Below are 23366 nucleotides of genomic sequence, written 5' to 3' on the forward strand. Positions count from 1 at the left end.
CACCCGGTGGCGGTTACGGCGCAGCGACCGGAGCCGACCAGCGGCGGTACAGCGCGACGAGCCGGACACCAGTGATGAACAGGGCGGTTGCGGCCAGCGCCCAGACGGAATCCAGGGAAAGCCCGCGGAGGATCGTGACAATAATCGCGCCGGCCAGGGCCACCACGGCATAGATGTCCCGCCGCAGGACGACCGGGACCTCACCCATCAGCATGTCGCGGGCGAGTCCGCCGCCGATGGCGGTGAGCATGCCGATCAGGCAGGAGCCGACGGCCGGCACGCCGGCGTCGAGCGCCTTCAGCGTGCCGGTCACGGTGAACAGGCCGAGTCCGGCCGCGTCCAGCACGAGGACGGGCCGGCGCAGCTTGGACAGCTGCGGGTGAAACCAGAACACGGCGAGGGAGGTGACCACCGCGGTCACCGCGTACCGCCAGTCGGCGAACGCCAGCGGCGGTACCGCGCCGATGACCAGATCGCGCACGATGCCGCCACCCAGCGCGGCGATGAAGCCGACGAATGCGACACCGAACAGGTCGAGCCGCTTGATCACCCCGGCCGACGCGCCGGACGCCGCGAAGACCGCGACGCCGATCAGGTCGGCGCTGAGCATGCCCTCGTTCAGCGAGTCATCGCTTCGTAGATCTCCTTGCACTGGGGGCACACCGGCGAGCCGGGCTTCGGCGACTTGGTCACCGGGAACTTCTCGCCGCACAGCGCCACCACGAACGTGCCCATCACGGCACTCTCGGCGATCTTCTCTTTACGGACGTAATGGAACATCTCCGGCCCGGTGTCGGCGTCCTTGGTCTCCGGACGCTCCAGGATCTGAGTGCTCACGTGAAATCTGCCCTTCGGTTGTGTCGCCGCCGGTCCCCCGGCCTCGGCGGCGAGAACAAAGCTCCAACCCGCAAGTGTGACAGCTACCTCGGGGCCGGTCCAATGATCAAAGCCGTACGGTAGGTGGCGTGACTGACTTCGCGATTCGATACGGCGAGCACGTGACCCGTGCCCGCCGGGACGGCCGGCCGGTGGTCGCGCTGGAGAGCACCATCATCTCGCACGGACTGCCGCACCCGGACAACCTCCGCGTGGCCCGCGAGATCGAGCAGACCGTGCGTGACCAGGGCGCCGTACCCGCCACCATCGGCATGATCGGCGGCGAGCTGATCGTCGGCCTGGACGACGCCCAGATCGAGCACCTGGCGCTGGCCCAGGGCGTGGCCAAGCTGTCGGTACGCGACCTGGCCGTGGCCGCCGCGACCCGGGCCGACGGCGCCACCACGGTCGCCGCGACCAGCGCGGTCGCCGCCGCCGCGGGCATCGGCGTGTTCGCCACGGGCGGGCTCGGCGGCGTGCACCGCGAGGCGAACGTCACGTTCGACGAGTCGGCCGACCTGACCACCCTGTCGCAGACCCCGATCGTCGTGGTCTGCGCCGGCGTGAAGTCGATCCTCGACGTGGGCGCCACGCTGGAGCGCCTGGAGACCCTCGGCGTCGCGGTGGCCGGATACCGGACCAAGCGGTTCCCGGGCTTCTTCATCACCGACGGCGGCTTCGACATCGACTGGCAGCTCGACTCCCCCGAGCAGGTCGCCGACGTCATCCGGGCCCGGTCCGACCAGGGCGTCGGGGCCGGCGCGCTGATTCTGGCCAACCCGCTGCCGACCGACGAGCAGCTGGACACCGAGCTGCACGACCGCACCCTGGCCGAGGGCCTGGAGCTGCTGGCCCGCGACCACATCACCGGCAAGGCGGTCACCCCGTTCCTGCTGGGGCATTTCCACGAGAGCACCGAGGGCCAGAGCCTGGCCGTCAACGTGCGGATCATCCTGCGCAACGCCGAGCTGGCCGCCAAGATCGCCGTTGCGACCGCCGCGACGCCGGCGCCGCTGGGATTCACCGCGGCGTGAGCGGCATCGTCGTCGTCGGTGATCTCGTCACCGATGTGCTGGTGGCTCATGCCGGGCCGATCGAGCCCGGCTCCGACACCGACGCGGCGATCACCGTCGGCGGTGGCGGTCAGGCCGCCAACACGGCGGCCTGGCTGGCCCACGCCGGGCACGAGGTGACCCTGGTCGCGGCGGTCGGTGACGATCTCGCCGGGCGCGAGCGGGTGGCCGAGCTGACGGCGGCCGGGGTGCGGTGCGCGGTGCGGGCCCACCCGGGCGCGGTCACCGGCAGTGTCGTGGTGCTGGCCGGCCCGCACGAGCGGACGATGATCACCGATCGGGGCGCCGCGCTGCTGCTCGACCCGGACGACGTGCGAGCCGCCCTGGTGGGCGCCTCCCACCTGCATCTTTCGGGCTATCCGCTGCTGCACGACGGGTCACGGCCGGCCGGTCTGGCCGCCCTGGAGGCGTCCGCCGGCATGACGACGAGCGTCGACGCGGCCTCGGCGGCGCCGTTGCGCTCGGTGGGTGCTTCCGCTTTTCTGGCTTGGGTACGCGACGTCGACGTGCTGCTCTGCAACGCGGACGAGGCGGACGTGCTGGCCGGGCCCGGCCCGGCGGCCGAGCAGGCGCGGCGGCTGACCGCGCACGCGCGGCACGCGGTCGTGAAGCGGGGCGGCGCCGGGGCCACCTGGGCGTCCCGGGACGGTCAGGTGTGGTCGGTGACGCCCCGGCGCGTACGCCACATGAAAGATCCGACCGGAGCCGGGGACGCCTTCGCCGCCGGTCTGCTCGCGGCCTGGTGTTCCGGCGCGGCGCCGGAGGCGTCGCTGACGGCCGGCGCCGAGCTGGGGGCCGAGGCCGTGGGCCAGATCGGGGCTCGTCCCCGTCAGCCTTTCTCCCCCTGACGGGTCTCGCCCGGAGCCCAGTCGGTGGGCTCGAGGTCGATGGTCAGATATTCGACGTCCTCGGTGGTGTGCCGGGGCAGGGTCGCCTGCTGTTTCTCGGCCAGGGCGGAGGCGGCCCGCTCGGCCTTGGTCTTGGCCGGGCGGTCGTTGGCGATGAGCACGGCCGCCCAGGGCAGGAAGACCATGCCGGCCGCGCACAGGACCAGCCAGAGGCCGAGCAGGGGCGGGCGGATGCTGACCAGGATCGCACCGACGATCAGGCACAGTGCCCGGACGGTCATCATGCTGACGTAACGGACTTGGCGGCTGCGGTACTGCTCGTCGGGGCTGGGAGCGGCGTCGGTGATCAGAACCGGCTGTTTCTTCACGATGGGGTCTCCGATCGACCCCCCATCATGGCACCGATCGCCGCCCGCCGCCCAGGGACTCCGGTCAAGAACCGGTGCCGACCTCCGATTCAAGACGGTCGATAACCTCGACCGCCAGTCGCTCCATCGTCGCGATCGATTCCGCCGGAAAATCGCGCGGGGCCAGGTCCACCGCGCACAGTCCGCCCATGACGTGTCCCCGGTGCGAGATCAACGGCACGCCGATGTACGACCGTGCGCCCTCGACAGTCACCAGCGGGTTGTCCCGCCACATCGGGTCGGTCGCCAGGTCGCGCACGAAACGGGGCCGGCGGTCGGTCAGGAACGGACGGCAGAACGCCCATTCGATCGGGGTGCCGCCGGCCTGGGCGATCCAGGCCGGCACCGGCCCGTGCGCGGCCAGGAACACCTGAGCGCCGTCCAGGAGCACGTCGATCAGGGCGAAGGGCGCGCCGACGCGGTCGGCGAGCTGGTCGACGATCTCCTGGAGGTAGGTACGCGGCTGCTCGCGGTCGAGGCCGAGGTGAGCCACGTCGAGGAGACGATCGACCGTGGGTATCGCGACGCGCGGCCGCTCTTCGAGAAGCATCATGGCTGTCCTCCTGCCGGTGATAGTGCGTCGTAGGTGATGGCACGGACCTTCAGCGACCGGCCGGCCACCCGCACCAGATCGCCCGTGACCATCATGTGTTCGGCCACCCGGCGCAGGTCGGCGATCGACTCGACCGGGCGGTGCAGGCCGAGCGTGCGGACCGAGAGGTCCCACATCCCGGTCGCGGTCTGGGTTCCGACGAGCTCAGCCAGGGCCCGCAGAGCGTCGGCCTCGGTCGGCCGCTCGGTGTTCGGCGCCATAATCCGTCCTAGAAGAGTTCGATCAACGGGGTGTCGTCCGCGGCCGCAGCGACGCCGGCCTTGTCACCGTGCGTAACACGTTGCCGGGCCATGACGTGCCGGTTTCGCAGATCCTCGGCCGAGATCGTCCGCTCGATCAGCGCGTCGGCCGGCACGCCGCCCTCGGCGTACCCGATGGTGTCCTCGACCTGGCGTTTGACCTGGCTCACGGCATCGGCGACGTGTTCCAGCATCTGCCGGCTGATGTCCTGGAACTGGACGTGCCCGACGGCGCCGGTGGTCTCGGAGATGAGGGCGTCCGAGCTATGCTGCACCTGGTGGGCGGCGTCCACGGTGTCGTGCAGGATGCCCGACACCATCTCCGACATCTCCCGCTGGGCGTCGGCGATGCCGCTGAGGCGCCGGGTCATCGCCGTGTCGTCGGCCCCCAGGTCAGTCGGGACGTTCTCGTCGAAGTTGCTGTCGTCGGTGAGCACCGCGTCGAGCCGGGCCGTGAGGTCGGCGATCATCGTGCCGATCCCGTTGGCCGCCTGGGACGACCGGGTGGCCAGCTTGCGTACCTCGTCCGCCACGACCGAGAAGCCCTCGCCGGCGTCGCCGGCCCGGACCGCCTCGATCATGGCGTTCAGGGCCAGGATGTTCGTCGCCCGGCTGACCTCCTCGATCTGGGTCACGTGCTTCTTGAGGCCGCGCATCTCGTCGACCAGGGCCCGCACCTGCTCGTCCCGATAGAGGAAGTAGCGGATCAGCCGGTCGACGAGCTGCTCGTTGGACGAACTCGCCTGCAGCAGCTGGTCCTCGGTGCGGCCCAGGGTGCCAGCCAGCCGGGACACGTCGCCCGACATCACCTCGGCCAGCGAGTCGATCTTCAGCATCTGCGTGACGATCGCCTCCGCGGCCTCACCGGTCTGCTCGATCACGTCGTTCAGATGAGCGTCGACGATCTCGCAGAACTCGGGGACGGGCCGCAGCGATCCGGCAATGACATCAGCCCGCACGCTCGGTCCTTCCGGCGTGGACGGCACCGCCTGACGGCGGAGTAGGCCGGCCATCGAAACCTCCAGGGAAAGGGCTCAACTCACGCGCCCGGGACGACCTGCTTGATCACACCGAGGAGCTGCTCGGGGGCGACCGGCTTGACCAGCCAGCCGGTGGCGCCCGCGGACTTCGCCTCGTTGCGCTTGGTCTGCTCGGACTCCGTGGTCAGCATGAGCATCGGGGTGAAACGCATGCCCGGGGCCTTGCGGGCCTCCCGGACGAAGGTGATCCCGTCCATCTGCGGCATGTTGACGTCGCTGATGATCAGGTTGGGCTTGACGCCCTTGGCCAGCTTGTCGAGCGCCTCCTTGCCGTGACCGGCGGTCTCGACGGAGTACCCGGCCTTGGTCAGGATGGACTTCAGGCTCATGAGCATGGTGGCGGAGTCGTCGACGAGCATCACTGTGGTCATGGAGGTTCACTTTCTGGTCGGCTGGTTGCGCCACCGCTCCCCGCGAGCAGTGGCAGCACCTGCTCCGCCAGGAAGGCGTTCGCTGGTGCCGAGCTAATCTTCGGTTGGAAAAGCAGCAGAGCCTGGAGCGCGCCGGTGTGCAGATGGTTGCAACGGCGCAGGTTGACCTTCGCCTTCGGGGTGGCGCGCAGCCAGGCCACCAGCGGCTCCACCTCGTCGACGGTCACCACGTCGCTCAGGGTCGCGGTCGTCTCATTGAGCTCGAGCGGCAAGACCCAGCACCTCCTTCATGTTCAGCACCAACAGCACCAGCCCGTCGCCGAGCAGCGCCGTGCCGGAGAACTCGTCCGCGTACGCGAGCAGGCCCTCCATCGGCTTGAGGATCACGTCGACCTCGCGATGGAACTGTTCGACCAGCAGGCCGACCCGCTGACCCTGCAGGCTGACGATGAGGATGCGCCGATCGGCGGTCTCGTCCGGCGTCCACGGCATCTGCAAGGCCCGGGCCAGGTCGATCACCGGGACCACCTCGCCCCGCAGCACGACCACGTCCTGGTGCAGCACCCGGCCGATCTCGCCGCCGGGCACCCGGACCGTCTCGACCACCAGGTCGACCGGGATGCCGAACCGCTGCCCGGCCACGCTGACCACCATCACCTGGGTGACCGCCATCGACAGCGGCAGCCGCAGCCGGGTCACGCTGCCCGTGCCGAACTCCGACTTCATCGTGACGGTGCCGCCGAGCTTCTCCACGCTGGCCCGTACGGCGTCCATGCCGACTCCCCGTCCGGAGAGATCCGAAACCTGGTCGGCGGTGGAGAATCCGGCGCGGAAGACCAGCTCGACGGCCTCCGCGTCACCCATGGACTCGAGCTCTTCCTCTGAGATCAGGCCCTTCTCGTACGCCTTGCGCTTGACCTTCATGGGATTGATGCCACGCCCGTCGTCGGCGATCTCCACGACCACCGCGTCGCCGTCGGCGACCGCGCTCAGAGTGATCCGCGCCTGCGCCGGCTTGCCGGCTGCGGTCCGCTCGTCGGGCAGCTCGATGCCGTGATCGAGGCTGTTGCGCACGAGGTGCACGAGGGGGTCGCCCAGGGCCTCGATGACGTCCTTGTCGGCCATCGTGTCCTCGCCCTCCATGACCAGCTCGATGTTCTTGCCGAGCCGGCGGCTGAGGTCGCGGACGAGCCGGGGGAAGCGGGAGAAGGCGACCGACAGCGGCAGCATCCGGATGTCCATCACCGAGGCCTGGAGCTCCTCGGCGATCCGGTGCAGACCGGAGTACTGGTCCTTGATGCGGCGGCCGAGCACCCGGCTGCCGAACTCCTCCTCGGCCGAGTCGGCCAGGAAGGTCAGGCCGTTCTTGGCCACGTTGAGCTCACCGACCAGCTCCATCAGGTGGTCGACCTTCTCCTGATCGACCTTGAGGATCTTGGTACCGACCTGGCCGCCGGGGTCGTCGGCGCGGCCGCGGTCGATCCGCTCCTCCGGCACCGGCCGCTCGATCGGCGCGGGCGGAGGTGGCGGCGGTGGGGTCGACCCGAGCAGCCGGTTGACCGTCTCGGTGAGCTGTTCGGCGTTCAGGTCGGCCAGCTCGGTGATCTCGCCCAGGGCGGCCGCGGCGGCGGAGACCGAGTGGGCGATCGAGGCCAGCCGGGCTCCGCCGATACCCTCGGTCCGCAACGAGCTCTGGGCCGCCGTCAGCAGCGCGTACGCGTCGTGGACCAGCGCCGGGTCCTGCGCCTCGGCGGCGGCCGGTTCCGCCTCGGCCGTCGAGGCCGGCGCCGGTTCGGCCACCTCACCGTTGAGGAACCGGCGCAGCGCGTCCCCGTCGAGCTCGACCACCTCGACCTGATCGGGCACATAGCGGAACAGATAGTCGAGCTCGCCGTGCGCGGCCCGGGCGGCCAGTACGAAGCCGATCAGGCAGGTGTACTCGTCGTAGCCCTCCGGCGTGGGCCACTCGTCCGGCGGCACCACGGCCATCTTGGCCAGGGCGGGCACCTGGCTGATCAGATGCACCGGGTCCTCGGCGCGGAAGAAGCAGCCCTCGTCGGGTGCGTAGCGGGCGAAGCGCAAGGTCGAGGCCGTGGTGGCCAGCCAGGTCGCGGTCTCGTCCAGCCACTCGGTGTCGAAGTGCCGTAGCCACTCCGGCGGCGGGGCGATCACGTGGACCACCGGCGCCTTCTCGGCCACCGGGGTGGTGGCGTCGCCGCCGAGCGGGCCGCGCAGCTTGGTGATCAGGACCGCCGCGTCGGCGCCGGCGCTGGCGGGCAGCCGCTCGTGCTGGGTGACGTGGGCCAGCCAGCCGCGGATCAGGTCGAACGCGGCCAGCAGGTCGTCGGTCATGCCCGAGTCGAGGTTGAGCCGGCCGCCGCGTACGGCGTCGAGAAGGTCTTCGGCCGCGTGCGTGAGCCGGGTCAGCTCGGGGAAGTCGAACAGACCGGACGAGCCCTTGAACGTGTGGGCGGCCCGGAACACCTCGTTGACCAGCTCCGGGTCGCCCGGGTCACGCTCGAGCTGCAGCAGGCCCTCGTCGACCTGGGTCAGCAGGTCGGCCGCCTCGGCCAGGAACTGGGCGAGCAGCGGGTTCATGCCGCAATGCCCGATCCGGCGGTGAGCATCCGGGCCACCCGGACCAGACGCTCGGCGGAGACCGGCTTGACCATGTACAGGTTCGCGCCCGCCGCGTAGGCCCGGTCCGCGTCGCCGGGCCGGTCCTCGGTGCTGATCATCAGGACCGGCGCGGGCGTTCCGACCGTTTCCGAGCGCAGCGTCTCGACGCAGGAGTACCCGTCCATCTTCGGCATGTTGACGTCGACCACGAACAGGTCGTACGCGGTGGTGAGGGCCGACTCGACCGCCTCCAGGCCGTTCGCGGCCTCCTCGACGTGGAAGCCGGCCTCGGACAGCAGGCTGGTGTGATACAGCCGCACCGTGGCGGCGTCGTCGACGACCAGCACCTTCACTGGGGTCTCTGTCATCGGTTGGCTCCGGTCGGTCGTTGGTAGACGATGCCCTCCGGCAGGCGGGTCGGCGTGAAGATCGGCGAGATGCGGCTCATCGACTCCGAGTGGCCGAGGAACAGGTAACCGCCGGGCCGCATGGCGCCGTACAGGTTCTCGGCCGCCCGCCGGCTGGACAGCTCGTCGAAATAGATCAGCACGTTGCGGCAGAAGACCACGTCGAAATCGCGGAACGCCCGCATCGTGTTCGTGTCGCACACGTTGACCTGATGCAGCGTGACGGCGCCCCGGATGCCCTCGTCGAGCTGGAACCGGCCCCCGCCGACCGGGCTGAAGTACTTGTCCCGCCACTTCTTCGGCACGCGCTGCAGCGACCGCTCGCCGTAGCTGGCGTGCCCCGCCTTCGACAGCACATCGCTGTCGATGTCGGCCCCGTGAATCTCCACGTCGATCCGGTCGATCGGGGGCCACTCCTCCAGCAGCCGCAGGGCGATCGAGTACGGCTCCTCGCCGGTCGAGCAGGGCAGGGAGAGAATCTTGACCGGCCCGACGATCCGGTTCACGCCACCCCGCGCCTCGAGCACCGCCGGCAGCACCGTCCGGAGCATGGAGTCGAACTGGTAGTCCTCGCGCAGGAAGTACGTCTCGTTGACGGTGAGCTGGTTGATCAGCTCCTGGAGCAGGTCGGACCGGTCACTCAGGCGCAGAGCGGCGAACCAGGACGTGAACGTGTCGAACTTCGAGCCCCGGATGCAGGCGTCGATGCGCTTGTCCACGAAGTAGCGCTTGGCCGAGGTGAACTGGATGCCGGTGCGCTTGTAGAAGTACTCGCGGAACTTTTCGAACTCCGCGTCGCTGAGCCCGGCTCCGGCCGTGGCCGCACTCGTCATCGCAAGGCCGCCTCGACCGTGAACCGCAGGAACGGGTCCCCCGGGAACCGGTCCACGGCGGCACGAAGCAGGTCGTGGTGCTCCGGGCCGAGCGACGGAAGCAGGGCGTCGATGGCCGCGGTGACCACGTTCGGGTGCTCGTCCTCGGCGATCATCTGGGCCAACCACGTCTGTGAGCCGGGATGCGGCAGGTCGGCGAGGACCATCGCGGTCATCACCCGCACGTCGTGGTCGGGGTCGGCGAGCAGGCGCGGGACGATCGCCGGCACCGCGACCGGCATGGTGGCCAGCGCCTCGGCCGCAGCGGTGCGCAGACCGGCGTCGTCGGTGGCCAGATGGACGGCGAGCCCCTCAGCCACGGCCGCCGTGTCGTGCGCAGCCAGGGTGGTGAGCATCGCGTCGCGCACCGCCGGCTCGTCCTCGCCGGCAACCCGGCTGAGCAGCGCGGGCACGGCCTCGTCGACACCACCGAGCCCGAGCGCCGCTTCCCGGCGGCAGTCCGGGTCCGGGTCGTCGAGCTGGCTCATCAGGGTGTCGATGGACGGCGGCGCGGCCGTCTCCTCGGGCGGTGGCGCGTTGCGGCGGACGAGTCCCACGGTGTTTCCCCCTCTGTTCGTCTCTCAGCGGACCCAGTCGGCGAGACGCTCCGCGATCTCGTATGACGGCAGGGTGACGGTGGCGCCGCCCCGCCGGTGCAACTCGCCCGGCATGCCCCAGACCACGGCCGTCTCCTCGGACTCGGCGATCGTGCGGCCGCCACCGGCCCGCACCGCGCCCATTTCGGCCGCGCCGTCGTCGCCCATGCCGGTCAGCAGGGTGCACACCAGGCGCTCGTCCGGCACGTGCCGCCGGGCCGAGTTGACCAGCCGGTCGACGCTGGGGTGCCAGCGGTACTCGGCGCCGGCCGGCACGCTCTTGACGATCAGGCCGTCCGTGCGCCGGGCGACGACCACGTCGTTGCTGCCCTTGCCGAGGTAGATGTTGCCGCGCTGCACGTTCATGATCCGGTCGACCTCGTGCACGCGCAGGGCGCACAATTCGTCCAGCCGCCGCGCGAGGGTGGCGGTGAACGACGCCGGGATGTGCTGGGCCACGATCACCGGCGCGCCCAGCGTGGCCGGCAACTCCGGCAGCAGCTCGGCGAGCAGGTTGGGGCCCCCGGTCGAGGATCCGATCAGCACCAGGTCGACCTCGCCGGCCTTGCCCGGCCGGGACGGAGCGGTACGGGCCGGCGCGGCCTTCATCCGCTCGCGGAGGCCCCGGGCCCGGCTGATCCGCGCCGACGACGCCGCGTGGACCTTGCTGACGATCTCGGCCGCGACCTCGTCGATGTTCAGCGACACCGTGCCGCCCGGCTTGGCCACGTAGTCGACCGCGCCCAGCTCGAGCGCCTCGAAAGTGATCAAAGCGTTCTTCTCGGTCAGCGACGACACCATGACGACCGGGGTGGGGCGCTCCGCCATGATCTTGGCGAGGCAGGTCAGGCCGTCCATCTCCGGCATGTTGATGTCGAGCGTGACGACGTCCGGGTGTAGCCGGGACAGCTGCTCCAGGGCGTCGACGCCGTTGCGGGCGGTGTGGACCTCGAAGCCGCCCTCCTCGAGGATGGCCTTGATGGCCCGGCGCATCAGAGCCGAGTCGTCGACGACGAGAACGGATGTGGTTGCCACGTGGACGCTCCCGTCAGACGGAGACAAGGTCGTCGCAGGGAACAGCGACCTCGTCCAGCGCGACCTCCTCCAGCGCCGCGGCCTGCTCGGCCGCGAGCAGCTGGTCGACCTGCACCAACAGCAGCATCCGCTTCTGATCGGGCAGGTTGGCCACCCGCGACACCAGCCGGGCCTGCTCGGCCGAGAGCTGCGGGGCCGGCTCCAGCACCTGCCGGCCGACCCGGGCCACCTCGGCCACCGAGTCGACGATGAAGCCGGTACGCACCCCGCCGATGATCAGCACGACGATGCGCTGCCGCTCGTCGCGCTCGCCGCGGGGCAGGCCGAGCCGGGTTCGCAGGTCGACCACCGGCAGCACCGTGCCTCGCAGGTTGACCAGGCCCTCGACGAAGTCGAACGACTTCGGTACCCGGATCAGCGCCGCCGGCACCCGGATGATCTCCTGAACGGTGTCGACATCGACGGCGTACTCCTCGTCGTCCAGCCGGAACACGACGAACAGTTCCTCGTCGCCCCTACCGTCGTCGGCCATGCCCTGCTCCTCGCCCATCTGCGATGCGTCCTCAGGCCCCTGGTGCTCGGCGATCTCGCTGCGTACCTCCGGGGAGTCGAACATCCGGTTGACACTCAGGACCGAGACCAGGCGCTTGCCGTCCTCGAGCCGGCACACCGACTCCACCTCGCTCTTGCGGCCGTCGCCGGCCATGAACCCCGGCAGCGGGGCCACCAGCTCGTGCGGGACACGGAGAACCTCCCGCACGGTGTCCATGACGACGCCGACCACGCCGCCGTCGATCGAGACGACGACGATCCGGTTCTGCGGCTCCAGCGGCGTGACCGGCAGCCCGAACACGCGCCGCATGCTCACCACCGGCAGCAGCCGGCCCCGCAGGTCGATCACGCCGAGGACGCGGCTCCCCGCGTTCGGCACGTGGCTGACCGACTCGGGAGCCTGCACGATCTCCTGCACCTGATCGATCGGCAGGGCGTACTCCTGGCCCTGCACGGCGAAGCTGACCAGCTCGAGCGTGTCGTCCCGCTCGGCGTCGCCCTCGTCGTCGCGCTCGTTCATCGGCCGGGCCGCGGCCGCCTTGTCGGTGCTCGGCACCCGGTCCCCGAGCCGATCGAACTGGCTGCCCACCAGACGGTCCACGTCGAGGATCGTCGTCATGTCGCCGTCGTCCGCCTTGATCACGCCGACCAGCACGTCAGAGCGGACGGTCGACTGCACCGACTCCGCCGATTCCATCGCGGCCGGGTCGATGCTGATCACACTGGCCACCCGGTCGACCACGAAGCCCAGCGGCACGCCGCCGTCGACCACGATCACCCGGGTGGTCTCGTCGTGGGCCGCTTGCTCCATCTCGCAGCAGTGGCGCAGGCTCACCACCGGCAGCACCCGGCCGCGCAGGTTGGCCAGCCCCTCGAGCGAGGGCGGGCCGAGCGGCACCTTCACCACGGCCGGCATCCGGATGATCTCCTGGACCCGGCTCATCGGGATGGCGTACCGCTCCCCGGCCATGTCGAAGGTGACGTATCCGTTGTCGTCGTCGATGGTGTCCTCGGCGGCCGTCAGATCCTCGTCGCTCATCAGTGCGTCCCTTGTCTAGGAGCCGACGTTCTGCAACTCGTCGGCCAGGGCGGCGATCTCCTCGACCGCGGCGGCCAGTTCCTCGGCGCCCTGCGCCTGCTCGCGGGCCGCGGTCGACGCCTGCGCGGCCAACTGCTCGGCCTCGCTGGCCGCCGTGGAGATCTGCTCGAGACCGGTCTTCACTTCGCCGAGCACGTCGGCGATCTGTTGAGCCGACTCCTTGACCTCGGCGTTGCCGGCGCGGACCTGCTGCATGTCGCGCTCGATCTCCTCGAGCCGCGCCGTGGTGGCCTTGGCCGCCTCAGCCTCGGCCAGCGCCTGCCGGCTGGTCTCCTCGAGGTCGCTGCGAACCTCGACGATCCGGTCCTGCACCGCCTTGACGAGGTCCTTGATCCGGTCCGCGTTGTCGGCGGAGTCCCGGGCCAGATTGCGGATGTCGGTGGAGACCACCGCGAAACCCTTGCCGAACTCGCCGGCCCGGGCCGACTCGACCGAGCCGTTGACCGCCAGCATGTTGGTCTGGATCGACACGTTCGCGATGGCATCCACGATCTTGTCGATCCGGCGGGAGATCTGCTCGAGCTCACTCACCCGGCGGACGTTCTCCATACCGTCGCGGGCCGCCTTGCCGATCGCCTCGATCATCGAGTCGACCGACGTCTTGTTCTCGGCGAGCGAGGACAGGATGACGTCGGAACGCTCCACGGCTGTGCCGCCGCGGGTCGCGGAGAGCTGGGCGCCCTGCTCGATCTGGTTGACCGCCTCGGCGGTCTGCTGGCCCTTCTCGGCCGCCGTGCGCGCACCCACGTTGATCTGGTTGATCGCCGTATTGATCTGCGTAGCGGCCCGGTTGATCTCCTCGACCGCGGCCGACAACTCCTCGGCCGCCGCCGCGACCTCCTCGGCGCTCTTGCTGACGTCGGTGCTGTTGCGCAAGCCGTCGGAGATCTCCGACAGCTCCTCCGCGGCCTGCTCACTCTGCCGCAGCGCCTGGGTCTGCTGACCGACCGTCTGCAGAGACTCCTCACACGCGGCGGACTGCTGTTCAGCCGCCGCCGCGATCTGCTCGGAAAGACTCTTGGCGTTCCCCGCGGAGCGCCGCGACTGCTGGGCCGCGGTCGCCATCTCGGTCGCGCCGGCCATGATCGTGCCCATGTCGGCCCGGATGCTCTCCAGCTGCGAGGTGATGGTCTTGCCCTTCTCCACCTCACCCCTGGACGTGTCGGCCGACTGCTGCACCCCGGACGCGATCGCGGTGACACCCTCGCGGACCTCGTCGATGAGATCGCGGATCTGCCGGGCGCTGCGCTCACTGGTCTCGGCCAGGGTGCGGACCTCATCGGCCACCACCGCGAAGCCCTTGCCGTGCTGGCGGGCCCGCGCCGCCTCGATCGCGGCGTTCAGGGCCAGCAGGTTCGTCTGATCGGCGATGTGGGCGACCGTCTTGACGATCTCGCCGATCTCGTCGGCCTGCTTCTCCAGCTCGGTGATCGTCACGACCGAGGTGCTCTGCCGGGTGGCCGCGCCGTCCACGTTCGCCAGCAGGCCGTTGATGCCCGTCCGGGTCTCGTTGAGCAGGTTCTGCAGCGCCTGACTGAGCTGAGCGACCTGCTGGGTGGTCTGCTCCTGGCGGGTGACCCGCTCCTCGACCTGGTTCATCGCGGCCAGGCTCTGCTGAGTCGCGCCCGACGCCTCCTCGGCACCGGCCGAGATCTGCTGCATCGACTCGGTGAGCTGCCGCGAGGCCTCCGCGGCCTCGGCGTTCTGGGCGGAGATCTCGGCGGTGGCGGCGGCGATCCGCTCGGCCGCCTGCTGCTGCTTGGCCACCGAGCGGGCCTGACGCCGGTTCGGGTCAGCGTCCCCGCCGCGGGCGGGTGGTCTGGTCGAAGCCGGCGTTGAGACCGGCCGGGCGGCCCGGGCCTGATCGGTCGCCCGCCCGTTGGCGGAGCTCGTCGTCAAGGGCATGGGGGTGATCTCCCCTCTCTCTTTCAACTGCCGTGCGCAAACGCGTCATGGACAACCGGAGTCGGGGAAAACCGCTGGAAGCGGAACTTTCCTCACCTCCGGAAATCCTGGCACCGGGCGGTCGATGAGGGAGGAGAAATGGACGTACTTCGACGCATCACTCTCAGTTGACCTTGGCGGCCGCCTTCATTTCCTTCTTGTACGCCCGGACCCGGCCGAGCGACTCGGCGTCGACGATGTCGGCCACGGACTTGAAGGAGCCCTCGGCGCCGTACGCGGCGGCAGCCTCACGCCAGCCGGCGGGCTGCACGCCGTACTGCTTGCCGAGCAGCGCGACGAAGATCTGCGACTTCTGCTTACCGAACCCGGGCAGCGAGGCGATCCGCTCAAGCAGCTCGGTGCCGTTCTCGACACCGGCCCACAGGTTAGCGGCCTCGCCGTCGTACCTCTCGACCAGAGCTCGGCAGACCTCCTGCACCCGCAAGGCCATCGCCTTGGGGAAGCGGTGCAGCGCCGGCGGCTCGGCGAAGATCGCGATGAGCGCCTCGGGGTCGTAGCCGGCGAGCTCCTCGGCCGTGTACGCGTGCCCGAGCCGCTGCGCCAGCACCCAGGGCGAGGTGAACGCCTTCTCCAGCGGAATCTGCTGATCAAGCGTCATGCCGATGAGCAGGGCCAGCGGATCGGTGGAGAGCAGTTCGTTGGCCGCGGCGTCGATCGGCAGCGAAATCGTCATGGCGCTCATCTTCTCAGGAACGCGACCGCGCGGGTCGGGTCCCGCCCCGCCCGCGGTCGAGCCGGCTCGGCGGCGTACCGCGGCCGGAAGCGCGACCGCCCGGGGAGCGTGAGGGCTCTCCGGGCGGTGATTCTTGCTGTGGTCGCTGGCGTAAGCCTTCTCAGCTGGCGTAAGCCTTCTCAGCTGGCGTAAGCCTCGAGGCGGGAAGCGCGCTCGGGGTCGCGGAGCTTGAGCATCGTGACCTTCTCGATCTGGCGGATGCGCTCGCGGCTCAGGCCGAACTCGCGGCCGACCTCGTCGAGAGTGCGCTGACGGCCGTCGTCGAGGCCGAAGCGCAGCCGGATCACGGCCGACTCGCGCTCGGAGAGCGTGGCCAGCACGATCTCGACCTCGCTGCGCAGCTCGCCCTGGCCGTGGCCGACGCCCGGCTGGTGCTCGACGGCGGCGACGAAGTCACCCAGGGCGCTCTCGCCGTCCTCACCGACGGCCTGGTCGAGGCTGACCGGCTCGCGGTCGTACGAGATGAGCTCGATGACCTGGAACTCCTCGACGCCCATGGCCTTGGCGATCTCGGCGATGCTGGGCTCGCGGCCCAGCGTGGCGGCCAGGTCGCGACGGCTGCGGACCATGCGGTTGACCTGCTCGACCATGTGCACCGGGATACGGATGGTGCGGGCCTGGTCGGCCATCGCGCGGGTGATCGCCTGGCGGATCCACCACGTCGCGTACGTGGAGAACTTGTAGCCCTTGGTGTAGTCGAACTTCTCGACCGCGCGGATCAGCCCCAGGTTGCCCTCCTGGATCAGGTCGAGGAAGGCCATGCCCCGGCCGGTGTAGCGCTTCGCGATGCTGACCACCAGGCGGAGGTTGGCCTCGAGGAGGTGGTTCTTGGCCGCCTTGCCCTCGGCGATGATCACGCGCAGGAGGGGGGCCAGGTCGTCGGACGCCTCCGGCAGCTTCTCGTCGGCGTAGAGGCCGGCTTCGATCCGCTTGGAGAGCTCGACCTCCTCGACGGCGGTGAGCAGGCGGGTCCGGCCGATGCCGTTCAGGTAGGCCCGGACCAGGTCCGCGGAAACGCCACGCTCGTCGGTGGCGTCCAGGTCGGTGAGGAGCTCGACACCGTCCGTCATGCTGTTGTCGGTCGCCTTCATCTGCAGGACCACCTTTCAGTCCCCTCCCCGCTGATAAACCGTCTCGAGCTGTCCAGTCACTTGCGTGCCGGTGATCGATAGCTTGGCCCGGGACGCGTTAAGCCGAGGTGAGGCAAGCGTCCAGGTGGCATGAATCAGGGAGAACCCTGACGTCGCCAAGCCGACAAGTGTCCGAAATGCCGCTACCGGTCGGTTGCTGTGCGTCGATACTGTTCCCCACACGCCCGCGAGGAGGAGATGGTTCAGTGGTCTTCAAAAAGATGTTGCAGGCCTTCGGGGTCGGCGGCCCGTCAGTCGAGACGGTGCTGGTCAACCCCAACTGCCGGCCGGGCGGATTCCTCGAGGGCCAGGTGCACGTCGTCGGCGGCGACCACGCCGTCGACGTCGAATATCTCGCGGTCGGCCTGGTCACGCGGGTCGAGGTGGAAAGCGGTGACAGTGAGTACAACACCGATCAGGAGTTCCACCGCCAGCGGCTGACCGGCTCGTTCCGTCTCGAGCCGGGCGCGAAATACGACGTACCCTTCCGATTCGACGTGCCGTGGGAAACTCCGATCACCGAGGTGTACGGGCAACATCTGCACGGCATGACGATGGGCCTGGCCACCGAGCTCGAGGTGGCGCGGGCCGTGGACAAGTCCGACCTGGACGCGGTCGCGGTGCACCCGCTGCCGGCGCAGGAACGGCTCCTCGACGCGCTGCTGCGGCTGGGCTTCCGGTTCAGCCGGGCCGACGTGGAGCGCGGCCGGGTGTACGGGGCGCAGCAGAGCCTGCCGTTCTACCAGGAGATCGAGTTCTACCCGCCGTCGGCGTACGCGAGCGGCATCAACCAGCTCGAGCTGACGTTCATCCCGACGCCGCACAAGCTCCAGGTGATCCTCGAGATCGACAAGCGGGGCGGCCTGTTCACCGAGGGACACGACGCGTTCGGGCGGTTCGACGTGGACTATGCGACGGTCGACCACACCGACTGGGGCGCCCAGCTCGACAACTGGCTGCGCCAGTCGGCGCAGCGGCGCGGGCTGTTCTTCTAGATCTCCAGCCAGATCGAGCGTGGCCCCACGTTGACGCTCTCGACGAGCATGTGCGCCCGGAAGCGGCCGGTCTCGACCGTCGCCCCCCGGGCGCGCAGCGCTTCGACGTACGCGGTGACGAGCGGTTCGGCCTTCTCCGCCGGCGCCGCCGCGCTCCACGTGGGCCGGCGGCCCTTCCGGGCGTCCCCGTAGAGAGTGAACTGGCTGACCACGAGGACCGGCGCGGTCAGGTCGGAGGCGCTCTTCTCGTCGTCCAAAATGCGCATTTCGTAGGTCTTACGGGCCAGCTGCTCGGCTTTCTCCGGCGTGTCGTCGTGAGTGACACCGACGAGCACCAGCAACCCGTCCTCGATCTTGCCGACCACCTCGTCGTCGACGGTGACACTGGCCCGGCTCACGGTCTGCACAAGAGCCCGCATCTACTTCACTCCTCGCACTCGGACGGCGGCCACCGACAGCTGCTCGATCTCCTCGGGCGACATGGTCGGCTGCCCGCGCCGGAACTCGACGGCCTCCGGCAGCAGACGAACCGGATCGCCCGGGGCGCGGTCCAGGAAGAGGTCGAGCAGTTCGCCGGCCCGCCCGCCCAGCTCGTGATCGATCGAGCCGACGGCGACCTGCGCGAGAATCAGCGCGGCCAGGGCGGTGTCCAGATCGGCCGGGCCGTCGCCGGCGTTGCGCCAGTCGATGAGGACAGGCCCGCGCTGGCTGAGCACCACATTCTCCGGGTGCAGATCGAGGTGGACGATCGTGTCACCGTCACCCATCGGCGGCAGCTCGTGCAGCCGCCGCAGCAGATCGGCCAGAATCGTGGCGCCGCGGTCGAGGGTGACATCGCCGGCCATCAAAGCCTGGGCGAGGGTGGGCCCGTCAAGCCGCTCCATGACCAGGTCGGTGCCGCGGGCGGCGAAAACCCGGGGAACGGGAAAACCTTGGTTCCCGGCGTACGCCATGACGGCCGCCTCCGGCTCGGCATCGGCCCCGTTCCGGTAACGCCGGAGGACCCGGCCGTCGCCGAGCGCGTACACGTCCGCCTCACGCCCGAAGGCGAACGGCAGCCCGACAGCATCCGGCCCCGCCATGTCCCGTCCCGTCACGCGTGTGACCGTAGCGGAACCGGCGGGGCCGGCGGGCCGTCAGTCGACGGCGTTGCTGCTGGCGTCGCTCGTGTAGCCGTCGACCGGGGTCTCCATGGCGCCCGTGGTGGCGTCGCCGGTCGTCGTGTTGGCCACGCCCGGCCCCGAACGCGGACGGGTGCGGAAGCTGTTCGGCCCCGCGGTCCCGCCGGTGGTGGTCATGACACCGTGCTCGGGGTGCGGCCCGCCGTCCTGGAGCTGGTCGGTGTCGGTACCGGCCGCCAACGTGCTGGACAGACCGGCGTCGTCGTCACCCTTCTCGGGACGATACGTGCTGGGCTCGTCGAAGATTCCGGGGCCGTAGTCGCCCCCGGCGATCTCCCGCTCGATGCTCTCCTGCGAGTCGCTCATCTCGTTCTTCCTTCTTCAGGGTCCGGCCGCTGCATCGTGCCCGAGCAGCCGAGACGTAAACCCTCGCTGTGGCCGCCATCATGCGCCGACCCACCCGTCCCCCGCATGAGCCGGATGACTGCTGACACCCGCCCGCCCGCTCATTCACCCGCCCACGCGCTCGGTCGCTGGCCCGCCCGCTCGCCCGCCCACCCGGTCGCCCGGTCGGCCGCCCACCCGCCCGGTCGGTCGCTCGCCCGCCCGCCCGGTCGGTCGCTTGACGCACTCAAGGATCCGTCGCGCCGCCGGCATCGATGAAGGCGGCAGCGGGCGGCCGGCAGGGAGCAGGGGCGGAGGTGGCGGGCGGCGGCAGCGGTAGCCGCAGCAGGCGGCAGAGGCGGCGGGCGGTGGCGCCGTTCCCAGGGCGACGCACGGGATGTCGGCTCACCGGCGGCGCTCTCTGAAGGGCGCGCGGGAGGGCAGTGCGCTGGGGAAGGCGGCCGTTGGACGATGCGGGCGGGGAGGTCGCGTGGGCGTCACGGGGTGCGTAGGCGGCGGGGGCCGGTGTCGGGGCGGCGGGCCGGGTCTCCTATTTCAGTGGCGGCGTGCAGCACCGAGAAGCCGTCGGGGCGGGCCAGGACCGGGTTCAGGGAGAGGCTTCGCAGGCGGGGGTGGTCGTCGGCCAGGCGGCCCACGCGGAGCAGGAGGTCGATCAGGGCGGCCCGGTCGACCGGCGCCGAGCCCCGGTAGCCGTGCAGCAGGGGGGCGGCTCGGGGCTCGTCCACCAGGGCCTCGGCCGCGCGGTCGGTCAGGGGGGCCGCGCGCCAGGCCAGGTCGCCCAGGAGTTCGCTGGCCACGCCGCCCAGGCCGAAGCCGACCACGGGGCCGAAGGCCGGGTCCTCCATCACCTCGATGCGGCATGCCACGCCGGGGGCGACCATCGTCTGGACGAGCACGTCGGGGCCGAAGGCCGCGGCCAGCTCGGCCCAGGCGGCGCGGACGTCCTCCTCGTCGGCCAGGGCCAGGCGGACCGCGCCCAGGTCGATGCGGTGGCGCAGGGCGCCGCCGGCCGCTTTCAGGGCGATCGGGTAGCCGAGAGCGGCGGCCGCGGCGACCGCCTCGTCGGCCGTGGACGCCAGGGTGGAGGGGACGACCTTTATCCCGTACGCCGCAAGCAGGTCTGAAGGGGGTCCTTCGAGCTCGGCTGCCTCGGGGGCGATGTCGGGCAGCGCCGGCAGCACGCCGGGTGGGCGGCGGAGCCAGTCGGCGTAGTAGGCGACCCGGGCCAGGGCCCGCACCGCCTCCTCGACCGACGGGTAGGACGGCACCCTCGTCGACAGGTCCTCGAGCAGGAACGTCGCGACAGTGGGTTTCTCGCCGGCCAGGGCGACGCTGGCCAGGGCCGCGGCGAAGTCGGCGTCCTCGTCGGCCAGCTGGCCGGGCAGTGGCGGGGCGAAGACCACGACCAGGGCGTCGGCGCGGTCGTCGACGGCCGCGTCGGCCAGGGCGTCGGCGAAGTCGTGGGCGCTGGCCATCGGGCTGATGTTCACCGGGTAGCCCTCGGCCACGGTGAGGCCGTCGGCGCGGCAGGCGGACACGGCCAGCTCGGAGAGGGCCGAGGAGTTGCCGACCACGGCCACCCGGCGGCCACCGGGCAGGGGCTGGTGGGCCAGGAGCAGGCCGACGTCGAAGAGTTCGCGCACGGTGTCGACGCGGATGACCCCGGAGCGGGCGAAAAGGGCGGTCACCGCGTACGGGTCGGGGCCGGGGCCGTCGCCGGCGAGTCCGGCCGGGCGGGTGGCCGAGGCGACCGCCACCACCGGTTTGACGCGGCTCATCCGGCGGGCCAGGCGGGCGAACTTGCGCGGGTTGCCGAACGTCTCGAGGTAGAGCAGGACGACGTCGGTGCCGGGGTCGTCCTGCCAGTACTGGAGCAGGTCGTTGCCGGAGACGTCGGCCCGGTTGCCGGCCGAGACGAAGCTGGACAGGCCCAGGCCGCGGCGGTCGGCCTCGGCCAGCAAGGCGACGCCGAGCGCTCCACTCTGGCTGAAGAAGCCGACCCGGCCGGCGGCCGGGAGCCGCGGCGCGAGGGTGGCGTTCAGGCGTACCTGGAAATCGGTGTTCGCCACGCCCATGCTGTTGGGGCCGACGACGCGCAGGCCGGCGTCGTGCGCGCGCTGGATCAGCTCGCGCTGGGCGGCCGCGCCCTCGGCGCCGGTCTCGGCGAAGCCGGCCGAGACCACCACCAGGCCGCCCGCACCGCTGGCGGCGGCGTCGGCCATGGCATCGGCGACTCCCTCGGGTGGCACGGCGATGAGCGCCAGGTCGACCGTGGCGCCGGCGTCGGCCGCGGACCGGTACGCCCGGAGGCCGGCCACCCGCTCGGCGCTGCGGTGCACCGGGACGATCGTGCCGGTGTAGCCGCCGTCGCGCAGATGACCGAGCATCGCGGCGCCGATGCCCTGGCCGCTCGCGCTGGCGCCGTAGACGGCCACCGCGCGCGGGGCCAGCAGCCGGGCGATCGAGCGGGCCTCGGTGAGCTGTTCGCGGGACTCCTGCACCTCACGCGATTTCTCGGTCGGCGCGATCGGGAAGCTCAGGTGGACCACGCCGTCCGCGTACTTACGCTGGACCTGATAGCCGAAGTCGCCGAACACCCGCAGCATGCCGGAGTTCTCCGGCAGAACCTCGGCCACGAACCGGGTGATGCCGTTGGCCCGCGCGGCCTCGGCCAGGTATTCCAGCAGGACGGATCCGATGCCGCGGCCCTGATGGGCGTCCTCGACGACGAACGCGACCTCGGCGTCGGGTGCGCCGGGCCCGAGGCGCTCGTAGCGGCCGACCGCCATGATCCGCGGGCCGGTGACGATGACGAACGCCTCGCGGTCGCGATGGTCGACGTTCACGAAGCGCTCGAGGTCGCGCTCGGGGATGCGTGGGTAGGGCGAGAAGTAGCGCAGGTAACGGGTGCGGTCGCTCATCCGGGAGTGGAACTCCACGATGGCCGGGGCGTCGTCGGGCCGGATCTGTCGCAGGTGGACGGCCGTGCCGTCGGAGAGCAGGACGTCAGCGCTCTTGTCCACGCCGCCCCCTCAGTCCCGGGGGTCGTGCGGGTCGAGGCCGTGCAGCGGGAACACCTCGGTGCGGCTGGCCAGGACGGCCCGGTCGACGGCGTCGGGCGTGGTGCCCGGCTGCCAGCGCTCGACCGGGGGCTCGGTGCCGTCGGTCATCGACTCGGGGACCTCGGACCGGGGGCAACGCTCGGCGGCCAGCTTGCGCCAGGGGGCGGGAGTTCTGGTGTACGGGTCGAGGGGCTCACCGGTCGCGACGGCCAGCAGATGGGACCAGGCCCGGGGCACGACCTCGACCAGCGCGTATCCCCCGCCGCCCATCGCCACCCACCGGCCGTCGCACAGCTCGTCGGCCAGGTCGCGCATCGCCACGTACGCCGCGCGCTGGCCGTCGACCGAGAGCCGCAGGTCGGCCAGCGGGTCGAGCCGGTGGGCGTCGGCGCCGCACTGACTGAAGATGATCTCGGGGGCCCACGCGCGCAGGATCGACGGGACGATCGCGTGGAAGGCTTTCAGCCAGCCGCCGTCGCCGGTACCCGGCGGCAGCGGGATGTTGACCGCGGTGCCCTCGGCGCCGGGGCCGCCCGTCTCGTCGGCGAAGCCCGTGCCGGGGAAGAGGGTCAGCGGGGTCTCGTGCAGGCTGATGGTCAGGACCCGCGGGTCGTTGTAGAACGCGGCCTGGACGCCGTCGCCGTGATGGACGTCGACGTCCACGTAGGCCACTCGCTGGGCGCCCTGGTCGAGGAGTTTGGCGATGGCGACGGCCGGATCGTTGTAGACGCAGAAGCCGGACGCCCGGGCGGCCAGCGCGTGATGAAGGCCACCGGAGACGTTCACCGCCCGGGTCGCCTCGCCGTGCCAGACGGCCTCGGCCGCCGCGATGCTGGCGCCGCAGATGCGGGCGGAGGCCTCGTGCATGCCGTCGAAGACCGGGTTGTCGGGGGTGTTGAGCCCCCAGCCGGAGAAGAACGGGTCGAACGGGGCGGCGCGGACCGCGTCGAGGTAGTCGGCCCGGTGAATCCGGGTGAGCTCGGCCTCGGTGGCCGGGACCGGTGTGATCATCCGCACCCCGGGACGGTCGAGGACGCCCAGCTCGCGGGCGAGCGCCATGGTCAGCTCGACGCGCACGGGATTGAGCGGGTGATCACCCATGTCGTAGTCGAGGAGCGCTCGGTCCCACACCACCGCGGTCGTCCGGTCCACCATGCCCGTCATGCTGCCACGCACCACCGACAACTTTCGGCTCGCGGCGGCGTCCCGCGGTGAACTGTCCCGGTCGGGTAGGGTCTATGCCCACCAGCTCGGGGCCGCTGTCAACCCCATGTAACGAGGTAATATCGCTGCTGGAGGGCCACACCG

General features: G+C 70.8%; 25 protein-coding genes. 3 read left to right on the forward strand and 22 right to left on the reverse strand.

From position 1 onward, the window contains the following. Nucleotides 1-13: 13 nt before the first annotated feature. The gene (locus AB0C26_RS04825; RefSeq protein ID WP_360241562.1) at nucleotides 14-610 is read right to left on the reverse strand and encodes a trimeric intracellular cation channel family protein; all 597 of its coding nucleotides are present in this window, start codon (nucleotides 608-610) and stop codon (nucleotides 14-16) included. Between the two features lie 8 nt (nucleotides 611-618). Then, nucleotides 619-837: a DUF3039 domain-containing protein gene (locus tag AB0C26_RS04830; protein ID WP_097318628.1), complete on the reverse strand. Its 219-nt coding sequence runs from the start codon at nucleotides 835-837 to the stop codon at nucleotides 619-621. 128 nt (nucleotides 838-965) lie between these two features. On the opposite strand from AB0C26_RS04830, the gene AB0C26_RS04835 reads away from it, so the two are divergent. Both AB0C26_RS04835 and AB0C26_RS04840 read left to right on the forward strand, forming a co-directional pair. After that, nucleotides 966-1910, forward strand: coding sequence for a pseudouridine-5'-phosphate glycosidase (locus AB0C26_RS04835; protein WP_360241566.1), 945 nt, complete (start codon nucleotides 966-968; stop codon nucleotides 1908-1910). Continuing rightward, nucleotides 1907-2797 carry a sugar kinase gene (locus tag AB0C26_RS04840; protein ID WP_360241569.1) on the forward strand — a complete coding sequence of 297 codons (891 nt, stop codon included), beginning with the start codon at nucleotides 1907-1909 and terminating at the stop codon, nucleotides 2795-2797. The genes AB0C26_RS04835 and AB0C26_RS04840 overlap by 4 nt, the downstream gene beginning before the upstream one ends. On the opposite strand, the gene AB0C26_RS04845 is transcribed toward AB0C26_RS04840, so the two are convergent. The 15 genes from AB0C26_RS04845 to sigB form a co-directional block, all read right to left on the reverse strand. Beyond that, nucleotides 2779-3165, reverse strand: coding sequence for a DUF3099 domain-containing protein (locus AB0C26_RS04845; RefSeq protein WP_360241572.1), 387 nt, complete (start codon nucleotides 3163-3165; stop codon nucleotides 2779-2781). The genes AB0C26_RS04840 and AB0C26_RS04845 overlap by 19 nt on opposite strands. Before the next feature lie 64 nt (nucleotides 3166-3229). Further along, nucleotides 3230-3757 (reverse strand): GAF domain-containing protein, encoded by a 528-nt coding sequence (locus tag AB0C26_RS04850; RefSeq protein WP_360241575.1) that lies wholly within the window; start codon nucleotides 3755-3757, stop codon nucleotides 3230-3232. After that, nucleotides 3754-4017 carry a hypothetical protein gene (locus AB0C26_RS04855; RefSeq protein ID WP_360241578.1) on the reverse strand — a complete coding sequence of 88 codons (264 nt, stop codon included), beginning with the start codon at nucleotides 4015-4017 and terminating at the stop codon, nucleotides 3754-3756. Before AB0C26_RS04855 ends, AB0C26_RS04850 begins: the two co-directional genes overlap by 4 nt. Before the next feature lie 8 nt (nucleotides 4018-4025). Continuing rightward, on the reverse strand, nucleotides 4026-5015 hold the full coding sequence (locus AB0C26_RS04860; RefSeq protein ID WP_360241581.1) for a methyl-accepting chemotaxis protein: 990 nt from the start codon (nucleotides 5013-5015) through the stop codon (nucleotides 4026-4028). A gap of 80 nt (nucleotides 5016-5095) precedes the next feature. After that, nucleotides 5096-5467 (reverse strand): response regulator, encoded by a 372-nt coding sequence (locus tag AB0C26_RS04865; protein WP_360241584.1) that lies wholly within the window; start codon nucleotides 5465-5467, stop codon nucleotides 5096-5098. Continuing rightward, the gene (locus AB0C26_RS04870) at nucleotides 5464-5739 is read right to left on the reverse strand and encodes a hypothetical protein (protein ID WP_360241587.1); all 276 of its coding nucleotides are present in this window, start codon (nucleotides 5737-5739) and stop codon (nucleotides 5464-5466) included. Before AB0C26_RS04870 ends, AB0C26_RS04865 begins: the two co-directional genes overlap by 4 nt. Next, entirely contained in the window at nucleotides 5720-8065 is a 2346-nt protein-coding gene (locus AB0C26_RS04875) for a chemotaxis protein CheA (RefSeq protein WP_360241590.1), read from the reverse strand. Before AB0C26_RS04875 ends, AB0C26_RS04870 begins: the two co-directional genes overlap by 20 nt. Next, nucleotides 8062-8454 carry a response regulator gene (locus tag AB0C26_RS04880; RefSeq protein ID WP_360241593.1) on the reverse strand — a complete coding sequence of 131 codons (393 nt, stop codon included), beginning with the start codon at nucleotides 8452-8454 and terminating at the stop codon, nucleotides 8062-8064. The genes AB0C26_RS04875 and AB0C26_RS04880 overlap by 4 nt, the downstream gene beginning before the upstream one ends. Beyond that, nucleotides 8451-9326 carry a protein-glutamate O-methyltransferase CheR gene (locus tag AB0C26_RS04885; RefSeq protein WP_360241596.1) on the reverse strand — a complete coding sequence of 292 codons (876 nt, stop codon included), beginning with the start codon at nucleotides 9324-9326 and terminating at the stop codon, nucleotides 8451-8453. Before AB0C26_RS04885 ends, AB0C26_RS04880 begins: the two co-directional genes overlap by 4 nt. Then, on the reverse strand, nucleotides 9323-9922 hold the full coding sequence (locus tag AB0C26_RS04890) for a HEAT repeat domain-containing protein (RefSeq protein WP_360241599.1): 600 nt from the start codon (nucleotides 9920-9922) through the stop codon (nucleotides 9323-9325). Before AB0C26_RS04890 ends, AB0C26_RS04885 begins: the two co-directional genes overlap by 4 nt. 24 nt (nucleotides 9923-9946) lie before the next feature. Continuing rightward, the gene (cheB, locus tag AB0C26_RS04895; RefSeq protein WP_360241602.1) at nucleotides 9947-10996 is read right to left on the reverse strand and encodes a chemotaxis-specific protein-glutamate methyltransferase CheB; all 1050 of its coding nucleotides are present in this window, start codon (nucleotides 10994-10996) and stop codon (nucleotides 9947-9949) included. Nucleotides 10997-11009: 13 nt separating this feature from the next. Further along, nucleotides 11010-12587, reverse strand: a complete 1578-nt coding sequence (locus tag AB0C26_RS04900; RefSeq protein WP_360241605.1) for a chemotaxis protein CheW — start codon at nucleotides 12585-12587, stop codon at nucleotides 11010-11012. Nucleotides 12588-12602: 15 nt separating this feature from the next. Then, nucleotides 12603-14552 (reverse strand): methyl-accepting chemotaxis protein, encoded by a 1950-nt coding sequence (locus tag AB0C26_RS04905; protein WP_360241608.1) that lies wholly within the window; start codon nucleotides 14550-14552, stop codon nucleotides 12603-12605. Between the two features lie 163 nt (nucleotides 14553-14715). Further along, nucleotides 14716-15285, reverse strand: a complete 570-nt coding sequence (locus tag AB0C26_RS04910) for an HhH-GPD-type base excision DNA repair protein (protein ID WP_360241611.1) — start codon at nucleotides 15283-15285, stop codon at nucleotides 14716-14718. Between the two features lie 179 nt (nucleotides 15286-15464). Beyond that, nucleotides 15465-16436: an RNA polymerase sigma factor SigB gene (gene sigB / locus AB0C26_RS04915; protein WP_360241614.1), complete on the reverse strand. Its 972-nt coding sequence runs from the start codon at nucleotides 16434-16436 to the stop codon at nucleotides 15465-15467. 245 nt (nucleotides 16437-16681) lie between these two features. Here sigB and AB0C26_RS04920 point away from each other — a divergent pair, with 245 nt between their 5' ends. Next, complete coding sequence (locus AB0C26_RS04920) at nucleotides 16682-17470, forward strand: sporulation protein (protein ID WP_360241617.1); 789 nt, start codon at nucleotides 16682-16684, stop codon at nucleotides 17468-17470. Here the strand turns inward: AB0C26_RS04920 and dtd are convergent. The 5 genes from dtd to AB0C26_RS04945 all read right to left on the reverse strand — a co-directional run bounded on the left by dtd (nucleotide 17467) and on the right by AB0C26_RS04945 (nucleotide 23210). Further along, nucleotides 17467-17889 (reverse strand): D-aminoacyl-tRNA deacylase, encoded by a 423-nt coding sequence (gene dtd, locus AB0C26_RS04925; protein WP_360241620.1) that lies wholly within the window; start codon nucleotides 17887-17889, stop codon nucleotides 17467-17469. The genes AB0C26_RS04920 and dtd overlap by 4 nt on opposite strands. After that, nucleotides 17890-18567 carry a phosphotransferase gene (locus AB0C26_RS04930; RefSeq protein WP_360241623.1) on the reverse strand — a complete coding sequence of 226 codons (678 nt, stop codon included), beginning with the start codon at nucleotides 18565-18567 and terminating at the stop codon, nucleotides 17890-17892. A gap of 39 nt (nucleotides 18568-18606) precedes the next feature. Next, complete coding sequence (locus tag AB0C26_RS04935) at nucleotides 18607-18957, reverse strand: hypothetical protein (RefSeq protein ID WP_360241626.1); 351 nt, start codon at nucleotides 18955-18957, stop codon at nucleotides 18607-18609. Between the two features lie 515 nt (nucleotides 18958-19472). After that, nucleotides 19473-22019, reverse strand: a complete 2547-nt coding sequence (locus tag AB0C26_RS04940; RefSeq protein WP_360241629.1) for a GNAT family N-acetyltransferase — start codon at nucleotides 22017-22019, stop codon at nucleotides 19473-19475. Between the two features lie 9 nt (nucleotides 22020-22028). After that, nucleotides 22029-23210 (reverse strand): acetoin utilization protein AcuC, encoded by a 1182-nt coding sequence (locus AB0C26_RS04945; RefSeq protein ID WP_360243530.1) that lies wholly within the window; start codon nucleotides 23208-23210, stop codon nucleotides 22029-22031. Between the last annotated feature and the right edge of the window lie 156 nt (nucleotides 23211-23366).

It is taken from the genome of Actinoplanes sp. NPDC048796 (assembly GCF_040650035.1).
Lineage (GTDB): Bacteria > Actinomycetota > Actinomycetes > Mycobacteriales > Micromonosporaceae > Actinoplanes.

Excerpts from the sequence above, each read along its gene's own strand:
- AB0C26_RS04865 (WP_360241584.1), bottom strand. The coding sequence starts at position 5,467 with ATGACCACAGTGATGCTCGTCGACGACTCCGCCACCATGCTCATGAGC.
- AB0C26_RS04905 (WP_360241608.1), bottom strand. The coding sequence starts at position 14,552 with ATGCCCTTGACGACGAGCTCCGCCAACGGGCGGGCGACCGATCAGGCC.
- AB0C26_RS04875 (WP_360241590.1), bottom strand. The coding sequence starts at position 8,065 with ATGAACCCGCTGCTCGCCCAGTTCCTGGCCGAGGCGGCCGACCTGCTG.
- AB0C26_RS04900 (WP_360241605.1), bottom strand. The coding sequence starts at position 12,587 with ATGAGCGACGAGGATCTGACGGCCGCCGAGGACACCATCGACGACGAC.
- dtd (WP_360241620.1), bottom strand. The coding sequence starts at position 17,889 with ATGCGGGCTCTTGTGCAGACCGTGAGCCGGGCCAGTGTCACCGTCGAC.
- AB0C26_RS04825 (WP_360241562.1), bottom strand. The coding sequence starts at position 610 with ATGCTCAGCGCCGACCTGATCGGCGTCGCGGTCTTCGCGGCGTCCGGC.
- AB0C26_RS04910 (WP_360241611.1), bottom strand. The coding sequence starts at position 15,285 with ATGACGATTTCGCTGCCGATCGACGCCGCGGCCAACGAACTGCTCTCC.
- AB0C26_RS04850 (WP_360241575.1), bottom strand. The coding sequence starts at position 3,757 with ATGATGCTTCTCGAAGAGCGGCCGCGCGTCGCGATACCCACGGTCGAT.
- AB0C26_RS04885 (WP_360241596.1), bottom strand. The coding sequence starts at position 9,326 with ATGACGAGTGCGGCCACGGCCGGAGCCGGGCTCAGCGACGCGGAGTTC.
- sigB (WP_360241614.1), bottom strand. The coding sequence starts at position 16,436 with ATGAAGGCGACCGACAACAGCATGACGGACGGTGTCGAGCTCCTCACC.
- AB0C26_RS04880 (WP_360241593.1), bottom strand. The coding sequence starts at position 8,454 with ATGACAGAGACCCCAGTGAAGGTGCTGGTCGTCGACGACGCCGCCACG.
- AB0C26_RS04855 (WP_360241578.1), bottom strand. The coding sequence starts at position 4,017 with ATGGCGCCGAACACCGAGCGGCCGACCGAGGCCGACGCTCTGCGGGCC.
- AB0C26_RS04935 (WP_360241626.1), bottom strand. The coding sequence starts at position 18,957 with ATGAGCGACTCGCAGGAGAGCATCGAGCGGGAGATCGCCGGGGGCGAC.